The sequence below is a fragment of the Bradyrhizobium sp. 6(2017) genome (genome assembly GCF_011058295.2).
Taxonomy (GTDB): Bacteria; Pseudomonadota; Alphaproteobacteria; order Rhizobiales; family Xanthobacteraceae; genus Bradyrhizobium; species Bradyrhizobium septentrionale.
Map to the genome: position 1 here is coordinate 9306084 of NZ_CP049289.2, position 15275 is coordinate 9321358.

A 15275-nucleotide genomic window follows, 5' to 3' on the forward strand; every position below is an offset into this window, starting at 1 on the left:
GCCGATGCAATTGCGATTTGTCGGCTGCGGCGATGCATTCGGCTCCGGTGGCCGCTTCAATACCTGTTTCCACGTCTCAGGCGAGCGGGCCAATTTCCTGATCGATTGCGGCGCCTCGTCGCTCCCGGCGATGAAGCGGCTCGAAATCGATCGCGAGGCGATCGACCTGATCCTGATCACCCACTTCCACGGCGATCATTTTGCCGGCCTGCCGTTCTTCCTGCTCGACGCACAGTTCTCCCGCCGCGCAAGGCCGCTCGTGATCGCCGGACCCGAAGGGATCGAAACCAAACTGCCTGCGGTGATGGAGGTGATGTTCGAGCATTCCTCCAAAACCAAACAGCGCTTCGATCTGTCCGTCGTCTCGCTCGCACCGCAGGAGCAGCGCAGTTTTGGCGAGGTGACCGTGACGCCCTACCTAGTCATGCATGGCGAATCCGGCGGGCCGCACCTCGCCTATCGGATCGAGGCGGAAGGCCGCGTCATCAGCTACAGCGCCGACACCGAGTGGACCGAGGCGCTGATCCCGGCCGCGCAGGATGCCGACCTCTTCATCGCCGAAGCCTATACCCATGACAAGATGGTCAAGAACCATCTCAGCCTGAAAACGCTGGAACAGCATTTGCCCGCCATCAACGCGAAGCGCGTGGTGCTGACCCACATGAGCGACGACATGCTGGGCCGCGTCGACGACCTGCCCTACACGGCGGCGAGCGACGGCATGGTGATCGTATTCTGACCACGCGATTACTCTGTCGGCGGCTCCGCCCCCTCACCAGCGCATTGCTCTGAGAACAATTCCAGCATGGCCGCGCGGCGGTTGACGCGATAGAAGCCTACATTCCTCGCAACTGTAGCCATGCACGCGCCCGCCCACCCAAAGATCACGACCCGCCAGGTGTTTGCCATCGCCGGACCCGCGATGGTCGCCAACCTGACCACGCCGCTGATCGGCATCGTCTCGACCACCGCGATCGGCCGGCTCGACGATGCCGCATTGCTCGGCGGCGTGGCGATGGCCTCGGTGATCTTCGACTGCCTGTTCTGGCTGTTCGCCTTCCTGCGCATGAGCACGCTGGCCTTCACCGCGCAGGCGCAGGGCGCGGGCGAACCGCAGGAATATGCGGCGATCCTGGTCCGCGGCTTCATCGTCGCCGGCCTGATCGGGGCTGCGCTGATCGCGCTGCAGGTGCCGCTCGCCACGATCACGTTCCAGCTGATGGGCGGCAGTGAAGGCGTCACGCACGCGGCCAAGAGCTATTTCATGATCCGTATCTGGTCGGCGCCGCTGGCGCTGGCCAACTACGTCATCCTGGGCTGGCTGGTCGGACAGGCGCGCGCCAATCTGGCGCTCGTCCTACAGATCGTGGTCAATCTCATCAACGTGGCCGCCACCGTGCTGCTGGTGCAGGTCTATGGCGCAGGCATCGCGGGCGCCGCGATCGCCGCCGTGCTGGCCGAGGGTGCAGGCTTTGCAGCCGGCATCATCGCGGCCTGGCGGATCTCGCAAGGCGGCTTCGCCGTTCCCGCGGCCACGCTGTTTGATCGCGCCAAGCTGATGCGGATGCTGGCGGTCAACCGCGACATCATGGTCCGCACCGCGGCGCTGATCATCGTGTTCCTGTTCTTCACCGCCAAGGGCGCGCGCGAGGGCGACGTCACGCTGGCGGCGAATTCGGTGCTGAACAATTTCCTGCTGGTGAGCGCCTTCTTCCTCGACGGGCTCGCCAACGCCGCCCAGCAGCTGTGCGGCCGCGCGTTCGGCGCGCGCGATGCACGAGGCTTTGCCGACTCGACCCGCCTGGTGCTGCTCTGGGGCATCGGCTTTGCGCTGGTCGTGTCGGTGCTGTTCGCGCTGTTCGGGCCTGCGCTGATCAATCTGATGACGACCAGCGACGACGTGCGCAGCTCAGCGCGCGACTTCCTGGTGTTCGTGATCCTGGCACCTCTGCCCGGCGTGTTCGCGTTCGGCTTCGACGGGATCTATGTCGGCGCCACCTGGGCGCGCGAGATGCGCAATCTGATGCTGGCCTCGCTCGCGATCTTCCTCGCGGCCTGGTGGGCACTCAGCTCGTTCGGCAACACCGGACTGTGGATCGCGCTGCTCGGCTTCTACGTCGCACGCGGCGGCCTGCAGGGCCTGCGCTATCCGGCGCTGTTCTGGAAGACGTTCAAGGCTGCGTGGCCCGGCTAAGCCTCTCGTGTCCCGGAGGCGGTGCGGCACGAACTGACGCGCCGCAGAGCCGGGACCTATGTCAACCATGGGCCCCGGACCAGCAGCGCACCACGCCGCAACTGCGGCGCGCTGCACTGCATCCGGGGCACGAGAGAGTGGTTATCTCACCGGCCAGTCCTCGGCCGTGATGGTCGCGGCATCGGCGCCGACGATTTCCGACAGCGAGTCGCGGCCGGTGCGCAGCAGGGTCGAAGACAGATCGCGCTTGATGTCCTCGACCAGACCGATGCCCTTGTAGACCAGCGAGGAATAGAGCTGGATCAGACTGGCGCCGGCGCGAATTTTCGTCAGCGCGGCGCCACCGGAGTCGATGCCGCCGACGCCGATCAGCGGAAATGCGCCTTCGACGCGGACATAGGTCTCGGCCACCATCCGCGTCGACAAGCGGAACAGCGGACGGCCCGACAGGCCGCCCTGCTCCTTGGCGCGGTTGTCCTCGCGCAAGGTTGAGGGACGTGCCAGCGTGGTGTTGGCGACGATCATGCCGTCGACGCGCCGCGAGCGGGCGATGTGCACGACATCGTCGAGCTCGGCGAGGCTCAAATCCGGCGCGATCTTCAAGAGCACCGGCGAATCGCCGGCGTTCTTGCGCACGCGCTCGCGGGTATCGATGACCCGCGCCAGCAAATCGTCGAGCGCCGCCGATTGCTGCAGATTGCGCAGGCCCGGCGTGTTCGGCGAGGAGACATTGACGGTGAAATAGCTCGCGACCGGGGCAAACGTCTCGATCAGCTTCACGTAGTCGGCGACACGGTCGGACGAATCCTTGTTGGCCCCGACATTGACCCCGATGATGCCGCCGCCGGCGGCCCGCGCGGCGAGCCGCCGCAGCACGGCCTCCGCGCCGTCATTGTTGAAGCCCATGCGGTTGATCACGGCCTCGTCGCGCTCCAGGCGAAACAGCCGCGGCCGCGGATTGCCTGCTTGCGGCTTCGGCGTGACCGAGCCGATCTCGACAAAGCCGAAGCCGAGCCGCAGCAGCGCGTCGGGCACTTCCGCGCTCTTGTCGAAGCCCGCCGCCATGCCGATCGGATTCGGAAAGTTGAGCCCGAAGGCGCGCACCGCGAGCTTGGGATCATCCACCCGCTGCCGGATCGGCGGCAGCAGCTTCAGGCCCTGGATCGCCATGCGATGGGCATCTTCCGGATCGAACCAGCGCAGCAGCGGCAGCGAGAAGGCGTCGAAGGCACGGATCACGGCTTGAGCTCCGGAACGTCGTGGCCGCCGTCAGAGCGCGCGCGCAGATCGAGGATTTCGATGACTGCGCCGAGGTCAAGCTCGCCATAGAGATGCGGGAACAGCTCGTCGTTGCGCGAACGCTCCCAGCGCAGGTCGTCGCCAAGCGCATCGGCATCGACCGCGACCAGGAACAGGCCGGTTTGCCCGTGGTAGTGCTTGCGCGCGGTCTCGGCCACCTGGGAGGCGGTTGAAAAATGGATGAAGCCGTCGCGTTGGTCGTCCGCGCTGCCCCGGTACACGCCCTGCCGCTCGGCCTCACGCCAGGCCGAAGCGGGGGTGATTTTGTAGATCATAGGCACGGGCCGGCGCTCCCTTTGTCCTTGAATCTCTTGGGGTTTTATCCGGATTTGATGGGGATGGCCCCAGACGCCACCGGGCGGGCGAGGGACCGTATCGGCGGCGGCGGCGCAACTCAAGCGGCGCCGGGACACAGAACACGGCAGATTTGCGAAATTCGCGAGTTTCAGGCAATAATTCCTAGGACAGCACCCGGGGATGCCCTCGATGGCCAAACAGCCCAAAGCCGCCCGACCGCTGACCCACGCTCAGGTCTGGGCCGCGCTCGACCGGCTCGCCGAACGCGCCGGCCTGTCGCCGTCCGGCCTTGCCAAGCAGTCCGGCCTCGATCCCACCACGTTCAACAAGTCCAAGCGCGTGACCGGCGACGGGCGCGAGCGCTGGCCGTCGACCGAATCGCTCTCCAAGGCGCTCGCCGCGAGCAATGCCAGCATGGAGACCTTCGTGCAGTTGCTCGGCGATGGCCCGCGCGGCGGCCAGTCGGTGCCGCTGATCGGCTTCGCCCAGGCCGGTGCCGGCGGCTTTTTCGACGATAGCGGTTTTCCCGCCGGCAAGGGCTGGGACGAAGTGGCGCTGCCGGCCACCACCGACGAGCACGCCTATGCGCTGGAGATCGAGGGCGACTCGATGAAGCCCGCCTATCGCGAAGGTGACATCATCGTGGTGTCACCCGCGACCGCGATCCGCCGCGGCGACCGCGTCGTGGTGCGCACGACCGGCGGCGAGGTGATGGTGAAGGAACTGAGGCGCCGCACCGCCAAGGTGCTGGAACTCGCGTCGCTCAATCCGGAGCACCCCGACCGCATGCTCGACGCCGAAGAGGTGGTGTGGATCGCACGCATCGTGTGGGCAAGTCAGTAGCTCGACGAAACGACAACCACAAAACCGGTGTCGTCCCGGGAAGCGAAGCGCGACCCGGGACCCATAGCCACCACTCATTGAACTTGAGCAAGCTGGGGCCACAGCGCGATTCAACAACTCCACCCTGTGGTAATGGGTCCCGGCCTTCGCCGGGACGACAGCGAGTTGGAGAGCCGTCCGACCTCCCTTACGTCGCGTAGTCCGGCTCCTTGCGGTCCAGCATCCGCTTCAGCGCATCGAAATGCCGCTGCGCCGGGGTCGGGCCGTTGTAGAGATGGTCGTCGCGGAAATCGCGCTTGGTCTTCTCGACCACGTGCTGCGGCAATTGCTTGAGTGGCTGCTGGGTCCACATCGCGTAGATCTGCACCTGCGCGGCGCGCTCGATGTAATAGAGCCGGTCATAGGCGTCGGCGACGGTCGCGCCGACGGTCGAGATGCCGTGATTGGCCATGAACAGGATGGTCTTGTTGCCGATCACCCTGGCGAGCCGTGCGCCTTCCTCGGGATCGAGCGCGGGGCCGGTGTAGCGATCGTCATAGGCGATCGCCTCCGACAGCCCGACCTCGGTCTGCCCGATCTCCTTGATGCGCGGATCCTCGAGCCGGGTCAGCGCACTCGCATAGGGCATATGGGTATGGAATACGGCCTTGGCCTGCGGCAGCGCCTTGTGGATCGGCGCATGGATGCAATAGCAGGACCGCTCGACCTCGCCCTCGCCGCGCTTCACCTCGGCATCGTCGATGCCGACCTCCATGAAGGATGAGGCGGTGACCTCCGACCAATGCATGCCGAACGGGATCTGGTAGTAGCGGTCGGTGCGGCCGGGCACCACGAAAGTGAGATGGTTGAAGATGCCTTCCGAAAAACCGTGGTTGAAGGCGAGCCGGTGCGCCGCCGCGAGATCGACCCGCGCCTGCCATTCCTCGGCGCTCGAACTGTCCTGCAGCGATGTCGGCGAAACCCTGAACTGCATGCGCATGCTCCCATCTGTGCCGGCCTCTCGGCGGAGGCCATGCTGATTTTATGGGACGGAGTGTAGCGCAATCCGGCGGCGGCCTTGGGTGAAATTGGCGAGGATCAGCCATCCGGATTTTGCGGGCTTGTCGTCTGTGGCGGCCGCAATCATCGCTGTCGTCCCGGCCTTGAGCCGGGACCCATAACCACGAATGGTCGTGCGTTACGAGCTTAGGCCACAGCCTACGCTACCGTCTCGCAGCTGTGGTTATGGGTCCCTGCTCCCGTGCGCAATTGCGCACTAGGCAGGGACGACCATGGTGTGAAAGCTCATCGATCTACGACGACCGCGCCAGCGCGCCGTCGATCATGTTGACCGCGTTCTGCACGCCGTAGACCGCGACGAAGGAGCCGAAGCGCGGGCCCTTCTCCTGGCCGAGCAGCACCTGGTAGAGCATGTTGAACCAGTCGAGCGAGACGCCGGGACGGCCGTCCTTGCCCTTCTTGACGGTGTCGAGGAACGGCTCGCGGCGGCCGATCTCGTAGACCACGTTCTGGATGTCTTCCGCGGTCGCGTCCGCCGGCATGTTGGCGAGCGCATCGCGCAGATCCTGCAGCGCGGCGCGTTCGCCATCGGTCGGCTCGCGGAACTGCTTGGTCGGCGCCACGAAGTCGCGATAATAGTTGATGGCGTAGCCGACCATGGCGTCGAGCTTGGGATGGGTCTGCGGCGTCACGCCCGGCCGGTAGCGGCCGATGAAGCCCCACAACGTCTCGGCATTCTCCGCGTTCGACGACGACACCAGCGTCAGCAGGAGCTGGAAGGTGACGGGCATGTCGGCCTGCGGCGGCTTGCCGGAATGGGTGTGCCAGACCGGATTCTGCAGCTGCTGCCGCGCCTCCTGCCGCGTGAAGCCGTCGAGGAACTGCTGGTACTCGTCGACATTGCGCGGGATGACGTCGAAATAGAGCCGCTTCGCCGCCTTGGGCTCACGGTACATGAACAGCGAAAGCGATTCCGGCGAGGCGTAGCGCAACCATTCGTCGATGGTCAGCCCGTTGCCCTTCGACTTCGAGATCTTCTGGCCCTTCTCGTCGAGGAACAGCTCGTAGTTGAAGCCTTCCGGCGGCGTGCCGCCGAGCGCCGAGCAGATCTTGCCCGACAGCTTCACCGAGTCGATCAGGTCCTTGCCGGCCATTTCATAGTCGACGCCGAGCGCGTACCAGCGCATCGCCCAGTCCGGCTTCCATTGCAGCTTGCAGCGGCCGCCGGTGACGGGAACGGTGACGCTCTCCTTGGTGTCGGGATCTTCGTAGGAGATCGTGCCGGCCTTGGCGTCGTGCGCCGTCACCGGGACGTAGAGCACGAGGCCGGTGCGCGGACAGATCGGCAGGAACGGCGAGTAGCTCGCCGCCCGCTCCTCGCGCAGCGACGGCAGCATGATCGCCATCACCTTCTCGATCCGCTCCAGCATGCGCAGCAGCGCGGCGTCGAACCGGCCCGAGGTGTAGTATTCGGTCGAGCTCGCGAATTCATAGTCGAAGCCGAACTGGTCGAGGAAGGCGCGCAGCCGCGCATTGTTGTGCTGGCCGAAGCTCGGATGGGTGCCGAACGGGTCCGGCACCTTGGTCAAGGGCATACCGAGGTGCTGCTCCAGCAACTCCTTGTTCGGCACATTGTCCGGCACCTTGCGCAGGCCGTCCATGTCGTCGGAGAAGGCAAGCAGGCGGGTCTTGATCTTGTCCTCGGTGAGCACGCGGAAGGCGTGGCGCACCATCGTGGTGCGCGCGACCTCGCCGAATGTGCCGATATGCGGCAGGCCCGATGGACCATAGCCGGTCTCGAACAGCACCTCGTCCTTCGGATTTTTCTTCAGCCGCGCCACAATCGCTTTCGCCTGCTCGAACGGCCAGGCGTTGGATTGTTCGGCGAGCGCCCGCAGGTCGCTCGGGCTGGCAGCAAGATCAATCACGGACATTCTTCAGGCTTTCTCCAAAAAGGCCGCGAAAACTAACGCTTTCGCGGCAAAATGCAAAACGACGGCAGGTTCGTCATTCCGGGATGGTGCGTTAGCACCAGACCGCAGATGCACAATTGTGCATCGGGGAATCTCGAGATTCCGGGTTCGATGCCATGCATCGCCCCGGAATGACGGATTCAAAACGGGCTGATCGAGAAATAGCGCAGCCACAGATCGGTGAAGCGGCCTTTTTCCCAGATCCGGAACAGCGCCCAATTCAGCGACTGCCGGAGCAGATCGTTGCCCTTGCGGACGGCGATGCCGACGCCCTCACCGAAAAAGCGGCTTTCGACGAAGGGGCCGCCGGAGAACGCGCAGCATTCGCCGGAATCGGTGCCGTTGATCCAGAACGCGAGCGAGATCGCATCGCCAAAAATGAAATCGACCTCGCCGCGGCGCAGCGCCGCGCGCAGCGCATCGTTATCCGGATAGGAATGGATCTCGGCGTCGGTGAACATCGCCTTGAGGTAGGCCTCGTGCGAGGTGCCGGCGATCACGCCGACCTTCTTGCCCTCGAGAAATTCCGGGCGGATTTCCGGCATCACATTGTCGCGGCGCGACACGAAGCGTGCCGGCGCGCGGTAATAGGGATCGGTGAAATCGACCTTGGCGCGCAGCTGCGGCGTCACCGCCATCGACGCGATGATGGCATCGCCCCGGTTGGTGGCCAGCGCATCGATCAGGGTCTCGAAGCGGCGCATCTGGATGGTGCAGGTGACCTTGATCTCGTCGCAGAGCGAACGCGCCAGGTCGACGTTGAAACCGGCCGGATTGCCGTCCGGCCCGGTGAAGTTGAACGGCGGATAGTCGGTCTCGGTCAGGAAGCGGATCACGGTGAGGCGCGAGAGGTCCGGCCTATCCGGGCGGCGCCGCGGGTCCCAGAAGCCCGGCACCGCCTGCGGCGCAGCCTCGGCAGCGGCCTTGGGCGGCAGAGTTGGAGTCGGTGGCACGGCAGCGGCCGGGGGCGGCGCAGGCGCCGTCGGTGCCGGTCTGGCAGAAGGAGCCGGAGTTGGAGCGGGAGCCGTCTTGGCCGCGGGCGCCTGCTGTGCCTGGGTGGGGGGTGTCTGCGCGATCGCAGGGCCTGCCAGAGCCAGCAAGCCAGCCGCCATCACCCCCGCGGCCATGCAAAGCTGGCGCGAGCGGACGGCAAAGGGCTGGGCGGACAAATCTGGCATAACCGGCAATTTTAGGGAATTGAACGGCTTATAGACCATCCGGCGCGTGATGCGAGCGCCGATTGGGTTAATTCTGAAGCGGAAATGGCAATCAGAGATACCGTTTCAGATCGGCCGCCGCCTCTTCCGGCGTCCGTTTCAGATTGAACGGCGAAACGAAACGGCCGTCGCGATCCATCAGATAGATCAGCGCGGTGTGATCCATCGTGTAGTCGCCATCCTTCAGCGGTACCTTCTTGGCGTAGACGCGATAGCTCGACAGCACCTTGGCGATCGCGGCGGGGTCGCCGGTCAGGCCCTTGAGGTGCGGATCGAAGCTCGAAAGGTAGTCCTTCATCGCGGTGGCGGTGTCGCGTTCCGGATCGACCGAGACGAAATAGGCATTCACGCGATCGGCGTCCTTGCCCATCGCCTTCAGGACCTCGGAAATCTCGAACAGCGAGGTCGGGCAGACGTCCGGGCAATGGGTGAAGCCGAAGAAGATCAGCGTCGGCTTGCCCTGGAGGTTCTTGTCGGTGACGGTCTGGCCGACCTGGTCGGTGAGCTGGAACGGGCCGCCGATCGCGGCCGGGGCGGCAACAGTGCGGAGGCCCCCGACCGCCCACAGCATAAGGAACAGGCCGACCGCGAGGCTGCCGGCGAAGGCGGCGAAGATCACCAGCGGGCGAGTGGTCCGAGGCATGGGCAGGACATCCTTGTCAGAAGCAGGCGGAGATGCCGGCCGTGATCATTTCGAAAAACACCGCGGTCCCGTAGTGGAACCAGAGCGCCGCAGCGGCAAGCAGGACCACCCCGCCGATACCGGAAGCGCCCCACAGGATCGCAGATGCCACCCGGCCCTGCGGAGCCGTCACGAGCTCGGATCGGGTGGAGATCGGCTGAACCATAGGGTTGAGATAAGCCGGGTTCCGGCAGGCAGCAAGCGCAACGGCGGTCGCAGGCCGTCAAATGATAGCGAGGCTACTCCCGGCAGCGGCCGGATCACGCCGGGGATTAAATGCAGAGATCAGCCGGAGCTCAGTGCTCGGGCTTCGACGCCGAGGCCTGGGCGTTGAGATAGCACGGCTTGTACAGCGCCTGCAGCTGCTTGCCGCGCAGGAAGATCATCCGGCGGGTCAGGCCACCGCGGTCGGAGATCCATCTGCGGACGGCCGGCGGGTACATCAGGTACAGCATATGGGTGGCTTCGGGATTGGGCACCGGGCGGCCGTCGTCACCGTAATCCCAGGCCGCATGGAAGCCGAGACTGGCGTGTGACGTCACACAAATCCGGTCATGAGGAACCTTGCCGAGCACGATGGTGCAGGCCGAGGCGCACAACCCGTCGATGATGACGGTCTCACCCGACGTGCGCAGGTCCTGATATCTGTCGACATAGACCCCGATCTTGCCGCCGCGATCGTCGGCGATTCTGACCACTGCCTGTGACGCCCCCATTCCCGCCAGCAGGAGAACCGCCGCGAGCAACCCCGTCATCAACTTCATTGGCCAGCCCCAGTCGAAACCGAATCTGTTGGTCTTGTGATGCAAGTTGGTTGTGAGCGTGTTGCGGCCGCGGATTTTTGTCCAGACGAGCGAAGCCGGTCAAAACAAATTCAAATTGGGTGTTGCGCGCGCGCTGCAGTGGAGCGTGGAAAAGGTCCCAAACTGGAACAGCCTGCCACGGCTGCTTGGTGCCGCGCCGCCACAGGCAAGGTCCATTTGGCGTTGACCGCATACAATCGCGCGGTCTTCAATCGCAGCGGGACGGGGGAATCAAAACATGGCTGACGATGCGGATGTGATCGTGATTGGCGCCGGGCTGGCAGGCTTGGTCGCCGCAACCGAGATCGCCGACGCGGGCAAACGCGTCATCGTGCTCGACCAGGAAGGGGAACAGAGCATCGGCGGCCAGGCCTTCTGGTCGTTCGGCGGATTGTTTCTGGTCGATTCGCCGGAGCAGCGCCGGCTTGGCATCAAGGATTCCGCAGACCTCGCACTGCAGGACTGGATGGGCACCGCCGGTTTCGATCGTGAGGAGGATCACTGGCCGCGCAAATGGGCTGAAGCCTATGTGGCGTTCGCGGCGGGCGAGAAACGCGACTGGCTGCGCGCGATGGGCCATCGCATCTTCCCGGTCGTCGGCTGGGCCGAACGCGGCGGCTACGACGCGATGGGCCATGGCAATTCGGTGCCGCGCTTTCACGTCACCTGGGGCACCGGTCCCGGCATCGTCGAGCCGTTCGAGCGTCGCGCACGCGAGGCCGCGAAAAGCGGTCGGCTGGTGTTCAAGTTCCGCCATCGGGTCGATGCGCTCGATGTCACCAACGGCGCGGTCGACGGCGTGCGCGGCGCGATCCTGGAACCGACAGGCGTCGAACGCGGCAAGAGTTCTTCCCGCAACATCATCGGCGATTTCGCACTGCGCGCGCAGGCGGTGATCGTCGCCTCCGGCGGCATTGGCGGCAATCATGATCTGGTGCGGCAGAACTGGCCGAAGCGGCTCGGCGAACCTCCCAAATTCATGATCTCCGGCGTGCCCGAACATGTCGACGGCCGCATGATCGGCATCACCGAGGCGGCCGGCGGCCGGCTGATCAACCGCGACCGGATGTGGCACTATGTCGAGGGCATCCAGAACTGGAACCCGATCTGGCCGCGGCACGGCATCCGGATTCTGCCGGGACCATCGTCGCTGTGGTTCGACGCCACGGGCAAACGGCTGCCGGCGCCGCTGTTCCCGGGCTCCGACACGCTCGGGCAGCTGCACTACATCATGGGCACGGGCTACGATTATTCGTGGTTCATCCTGACCCAGAGCATCATCAAGAAGGAATTCGCGCTCTCAGGCTCGGAGCAGAACCCGGACCTCACGGGCAAGAGTTGGCGCATGACGATCAAGCGCGCCACCAACAAGGGCGCGCCGGCGCCGGTCGAAGCCTTCAAGCAGCACGGCCCCGACTTCATCGTGCGCGACAATCTCGCCGATCTCGTCAGTGCCATGAACAAGCTCGCCGGCAGCGACCTGTTGCAGTTCGATGCCATCAAGACGCAGATCGAGGCGCGCGACCGCGAGATCACCAATCCCTACGTCAAGGATGCGCAGGTGATGAACCTGCACAATGCGCGCCGCTATATCGGCGACAGGCTGATCCGCACCGCGAAGCCGCATCGGATCCTCGATCCCGAGCACGGCCCACTGATCGCGGTGAAGCTCAACATCCTCACCCGCAAGACCCTCGGCGGCTTCGAGACTGATCTGGATTCGCGCGTGTTCGGAAATGATCACCAGATCATCCGCGGGCTCTACGCGGCCGGCGAAGCCGCCGGCTTCGGCGGCGGCGGCGTGCACGGCTATCGCTCGCTGGAGGGTACGTTCCTCGGCGGCTGCCTGTTCTCGGGCCGCAATGCGGGACGCGCGGCGGCGAAGGCTGTGGGTTAGAGTTCGAATAGCAACCGCGAAAGGGCTGGCCCCTCTCCCTATTGCCCTCACTGCAGCAATTAGGCGCTTTTTGGCTTGGAAGAAGCGCGCTTCTTCGCAGGACTCCTAGCTGCCTTTGCTTTAGCCTTCCCTATCTTCATCTCCTCGTGGGGCTTTGGCTTCATGCGCACGAGCGCGCTCATCAAACGCTTCGTACCTCTATATTGGATTTTGCCATGACAGACCCGGACGGCAACTGGCCTACAAGTTTCAATAGGATTGCCTCTAGCGCTCAGCTAGAGGCGCTAGGTCAGATCACGCTGATGTTCAACTACCTGGAAGAGGGAATCGGAACTATCTTCAAAGCGGTTATGCCAACCGATACTGACTTCTCGAATAGGCTCTATCACAAGCTCAACAATCGAGACAGGATTGATTTGCTAAGCGCCATCGCCAAAACGACCTGCAGGGATGGCGTCCAAGAGGAGATTATTTATCTTCTGAATTGCTACGAGATCTGCACAGAGAATAGAAATATCTTGCAGCACGCAATATTGGAATCCGCGGACGAAGATATCATTAGCCTTTCAAAGAAAGCGACTAGAGACCCCAATCGGCAAAACGAGTTCCGCATACCTCTCACCGAGCTTAGAGGGGTAGCCGATGATATGGCGGAGCTTTTTGTTTATACTATGCGCTTGCAAGCGATGATTGACGCAAGAGCCGATCCTTCTACGACAGCTTCTCTCGCTGCCTCGCCCGATAGACCTCCGAAACCAAGTATTCTGATCCCGTACAGGGATTCAGCAGACGGGCAAAGCGATCAACCCCAGCCTCTAGAATCCGGGGAGTAATTTCAATTATGGGCGCGCCAGCCGCTTTCGCTGGCTCGGCGTTTTGCCCGATCTCGGAGTGAGGGGGCACCGGCACGATTTCGGAATATTAGAAGAATATCGCTGAGTTGCCCGACGTGTCAAGTTGCCTGGTCGAACGCCGCCGCCGGCTACTTTGCATGGGGTTGTTTTCGATATTTTGGCAACGCGCCCTTGCGACAGAGCAGGCGGGAGAGGTGCACCGAGGCTGCGGCCCGACCGATCCAACCTGATTTCAATGATCTCCCGCTCGCCTCTCATCCGCCTCCGCGCTGAGGAAGCGGACGCCGAACGTGTCGGCGTTGGCCTCGCCCCAATCATAGAGCGCCTGCAGCATCGGCTTCAGCGTCTCGCCGCGCTTGGTCAGGCAGTAGCGCGAGGAGCCGCCGCCGCGATCCTGCCTGATGAAGCCTGAATTGCAGAGATCGCGCAGGCGCTCGGTCAAAACCTTGTCGCTGAGCTGCGGGATATCGTGACGCAGTTCGCCATAGCGCATCGGCCTGACCTTCAGCCGGCTCAGGATCACAGTCTTCCATTTGCCGCTGAGCTGATCGATCGAGAATTCGACCGGGCAACCATATTTGCGCTTGGTCTTGCGGATCATCCCGTTCTCCCGCGGCACTTTCCATCTGGTTCGTTGAGAGCCGCCGTCGATCCATCTAAGCACGCTTTGCGCGGGCTGGGCGCGTTCAGGGATCATTGCAAGGCATGACAGAAGACAGTTCCGCCCACCGACTGAACGACCAGCAACAGGTTCGCAATCGCATCACCGTCAGACGCAACGGGCCCTACGAACCCGAGCCCGGCATTCCGATCGTCGATCATCTCGGCGTGCCTGTTACAGCCGAGGCGGCGGTGTTGCTCTGCCGCTGCGGGCAATCTCAGACCAAACCGTTCTGCGACGACAGCCACGTCGCGCGCGGCTTCACCGACGCCAGGGATCCGCGGCGCGTGCCCGACAAGCTCGACGTCTATGCCGGGCAGCAGGCGTATGTGTTCGACAATCGCGGCACCTGCGCGCATTCCGGCTTCTGCACCGACCGGCTCAGCTCAGTGTTTCATCTCGGCGAGGAGCCCTTCATCGCGCCGAGCGGCGCGCGGCTCGACGATCTCATCAACGCGGTGCGCAGGTGCCCATCGGGCGCGCTCGGGATCGGCATTGGCCCCGTGCGCGACGCAACCTGTCCGACGTCAGCCGGCCGCCGCAGATCGAAGTGTCGAAGGACGGCCCCTATCGCGTCACCGGCCATGTCGAACTGGTCGATGAGGACGGCACGCCGATCGCACAGAACACCGGCGCGTCGCAGGAGCATGTCAGCCTGTGCCGCTGCGGCTCGTCGCTGAACAAGCCGTTCTGCAGCGGCATGCACTGGAACGTCGCGTTTCACGATCCCGTTCCCGATCCGATGCGCGAGCCGACGCTGTTCGAATGGGCCGGCGGCTATCCCGCGCTGCTCGACATGACGCGCATCTTCTACAGCCGCTATGTGCCGGAAGACCCGCTGCTCAGTCCGCTGTTCGCCGAGATGTCGCCGGATCATCCCGAACGGGTGGCGGCTTGGCTCAGCGAGGTGTTCGGCGGCCCGCGCTTCTACACAGAACGCTATGGCGGCTATCGGCGGATGGTGTCGCAACATATCGGCAAGGAGATCAGGCCGGAGCAGCGTGCGCTGTGGGCGACCTACATGGTGCAGAGCGCCGACGATGCCGGGCTGCCGTCCGATCCGGAATCCCGCGCCGCTTTCGTCGCCTACATCGAATGGGGCTCACGGATCGCGGTGGAGAATTCGGGCGTCGGCGCAAAACCGCCGCCGAACATGCCGGTGCCGCGATGGTGGTGGGTCTGCAACGCAACGCCCGCTGCGCGGCCATCCGCAATTGAAGGCGACGCGCGAGCCGCAACCGAGACCAGCATAGCGCTGCCCGGTCCGGGCGAGGCGCTGCAGTTCGAAGCGCACATCCGGCCGCTGTTCCGGCCCATGGATCGCAACTCGATGCTGTTCGCCTTCGACCTCTGGAAGGAGGAGGACGTGATCAAGCATCGCCGGCAGATCCTGGCCCGGCTGGAGGCCGGGACCATGCCCTGCGACGGCGCTTGGCCGGCTGAACAAGTCGCGCTGTTCGCGCGCTGGGCCGATGCGCTGAAGCCGCCGGCCGGATCGTGACGCCACGCTCCGGCAAGACTGGTTGAACCCGCCTCGCCGGCATGCTGCAATCGCC

The 15275-nt window shown here is 64.3% G+C and carries 16 protein-coding genes; 7 read left to right on the forward strand and 9 right to left on the reverse strand.

The features are described from left to right. The first annotated feature begins 4 nt into the window (after positions 1–4). A complete protein-coding gene (locus G6P99_RS44220; RefSeq protein ID WP_029077853.1) occupies positions 5–739 on the forward strand; it encodes an MBL fold metallo-hydrolase in 735 nt (244 codons plus the stop codon). Positions 740–859: 120 nt separating this feature from the next. Beyond that, positions 860–2194, forward strand: coding sequence for an MATE family efflux transporter (locus G6P99_RS44225; RefSeq protein WP_029077854.1), 1335 nt, complete (start codon positions 860–862; stop codon positions 2192–2194). Between the two features lie 141 nt (positions 2195–2335). Here the strand turns inward: G6P99_RS44225 and G6P99_RS44230 are convergent, their stop codons facing one another. After that, positions 2336–3433, reverse strand: a complete 1098-nt coding sequence (locus tag G6P99_RS44230) for a quinone-dependent dihydroorotate dehydrogenase (RefSeq protein ID WP_029077855.1) — start codon at positions 3431–3433, stop codon at positions 2336–2338. Continuing rightward, positions 3430–3774 (reverse strand): DUF952 domain-containing protein, encoded by a 345-nt coding sequence (locus G6P99_RS44235; protein ID WP_029077856.1) that lies wholly within the window; start codon positions 3772–3774, stop codon positions 3430–3432. The genes G6P99_RS44230 and G6P99_RS44235 overlap by 4 nt, the downstream gene beginning before the upstream one ends. Before the next feature lie 205 nt (positions 3775–3979). Here G6P99_RS44235 and G6P99_RS44240 point away from each other — a divergent pair, with 205 nt between their 5' ends. Further along, a complete protein-coding gene (locus tag G6P99_RS44240; protein WP_029077857.1) occupies positions 3980–4633 on the forward strand; it encodes a S24 family peptidase in 654 nt (217 codons plus the stop codon). Positions 4634–4820: 187 nt separating this feature from the next. Here G6P99_RS44240 and G6P99_RS44245 read toward each other — a convergent pair whose 3' ends face one another. The 6 genes from G6P99_RS44245 to G6P99_RS44270 form a co-directional block, all read right to left on the reverse strand. After that, the gene (locus tag G6P99_RS44245) at positions 4821–5606 is read right to left on the reverse strand and encodes a class II aldolase/adducin family protein (RefSeq protein ID WP_245284487.1); all 786 of its coding nucleotides are present in this window, start codon (positions 5604–5606) and stop codon (positions 4821–4823) included. A gap of 319 nt (positions 5607–5925) precedes the next feature. Further along, positions 5926–7566 carry a lysine--tRNA ligase gene (locus G6P99_RS44250; RefSeq protein ID WP_029077859.1) on the reverse strand — a complete coding sequence of 547 codons (1641 nt, stop codon included), beginning with the start codon at positions 7564–7566 and terminating at the stop codon, positions 5926–5928. A 179-nt stretch (positions 7567–7745) separates the two neighbouring features. Next, positions 7746–8783, reverse strand: a complete 1038-nt coding sequence (locus G6P99_RS44255; RefSeq protein WP_165126531.1) for a transporter substrate-binding domain-containing protein — start codon at positions 8781–8783, stop codon at positions 7746–7748. 91 nt (positions 8784–8874) lie between these two features. After that, positions 8875–9465, reverse strand: coding sequence for an SCO family protein (locus tag G6P99_RS44260; protein ID WP_029077861.1), 591 nt, complete (start codon positions 9463–9465; stop codon positions 8875–8877). A 16-nt stretch (positions 9466–9481) separates the two neighbouring features. Then, a complete protein-coding gene (locus G6P99_RS44265; protein ID WP_334261884.1) occupies positions 9482–9616 on the reverse strand; it encodes a hypothetical protein in 135 nt (44 codons plus the stop codon). 184 nt (positions 9617–9800) lie between these two features. Beyond that, positions 9801–10268 (reverse strand): hypothetical protein, encoded by a 468-nt coding sequence (locus tag G6P99_RS44270; RefSeq protein ID WP_029077863.1) that lies wholly within the window; start codon positions 10266–10268, stop codon positions 9801–9803. A gap of 277 nt (positions 10269–10545) precedes the next feature. On the opposite strand from G6P99_RS44270, the gene G6P99_RS44275 reads away from it, so the two are divergent. Both G6P99_RS44275 and G6P99_RS44280 read left to right on the forward strand, forming a co-directional pair. Further along, entirely contained in the window at positions 10546–12204 is a 1659-nt protein-coding gene (locus G6P99_RS44275; RefSeq protein WP_029077864.1) for an FAD-binding dehydrogenase, read from the forward strand. 215 nt (positions 12205–12419) lie between these two features. Next, positions 12420–13037, forward strand: coding sequence for a hypothetical protein (locus tag G6P99_RS44280; protein ID WP_029077865.1), 618 nt, complete (start codon positions 12420–12422; stop codon positions 13035–13037). 253 nt (positions 13038–13290) lie between these two features. On the opposite strand, the gene G6P99_RS44285 is transcribed toward G6P99_RS44280, so the two are convergent. Then, complete coding sequence (locus tag G6P99_RS44285; protein WP_165126534.1) at positions 13291–13659, reverse strand: winged helix-turn-helix transcriptional regulator; 369 nt, start codon at positions 13657–13659, stop codon at positions 13291–13293. Positions 13660–13763: 104 nt separating this feature from the next. Between G6P99_RS44285 and G6P99_RS44290 the strand changes: the two genes are divergently transcribed. Both G6P99_RS44290 and G6P99_RS44295 read left to right on the forward strand, forming a co-directional pair. Next, the gene (locus G6P99_RS44290) at positions 13764–14399 is read left to right on the forward strand and encodes a (4Fe-4S)-binding protein (protein ID WP_246709415.1); all 636 of its coding nucleotides are present in this window, start codon (positions 13764–13766) and stop codon (positions 14397–14399) included. Next, positions 14336–15220: a CDGSH iron-sulfur domain-containing protein gene (locus G6P99_RS44295; protein ID WP_246709817.1), complete on the forward strand. Its 885-nt coding sequence runs from the start codon at positions 14336–14338 to the stop codon at positions 15218–15220. The genes G6P99_RS44290 and G6P99_RS44295 overlap by 64 nt, the downstream gene beginning before the upstream one ends. Positions 15221–15275: the final 55 nt, after the last annotated feature.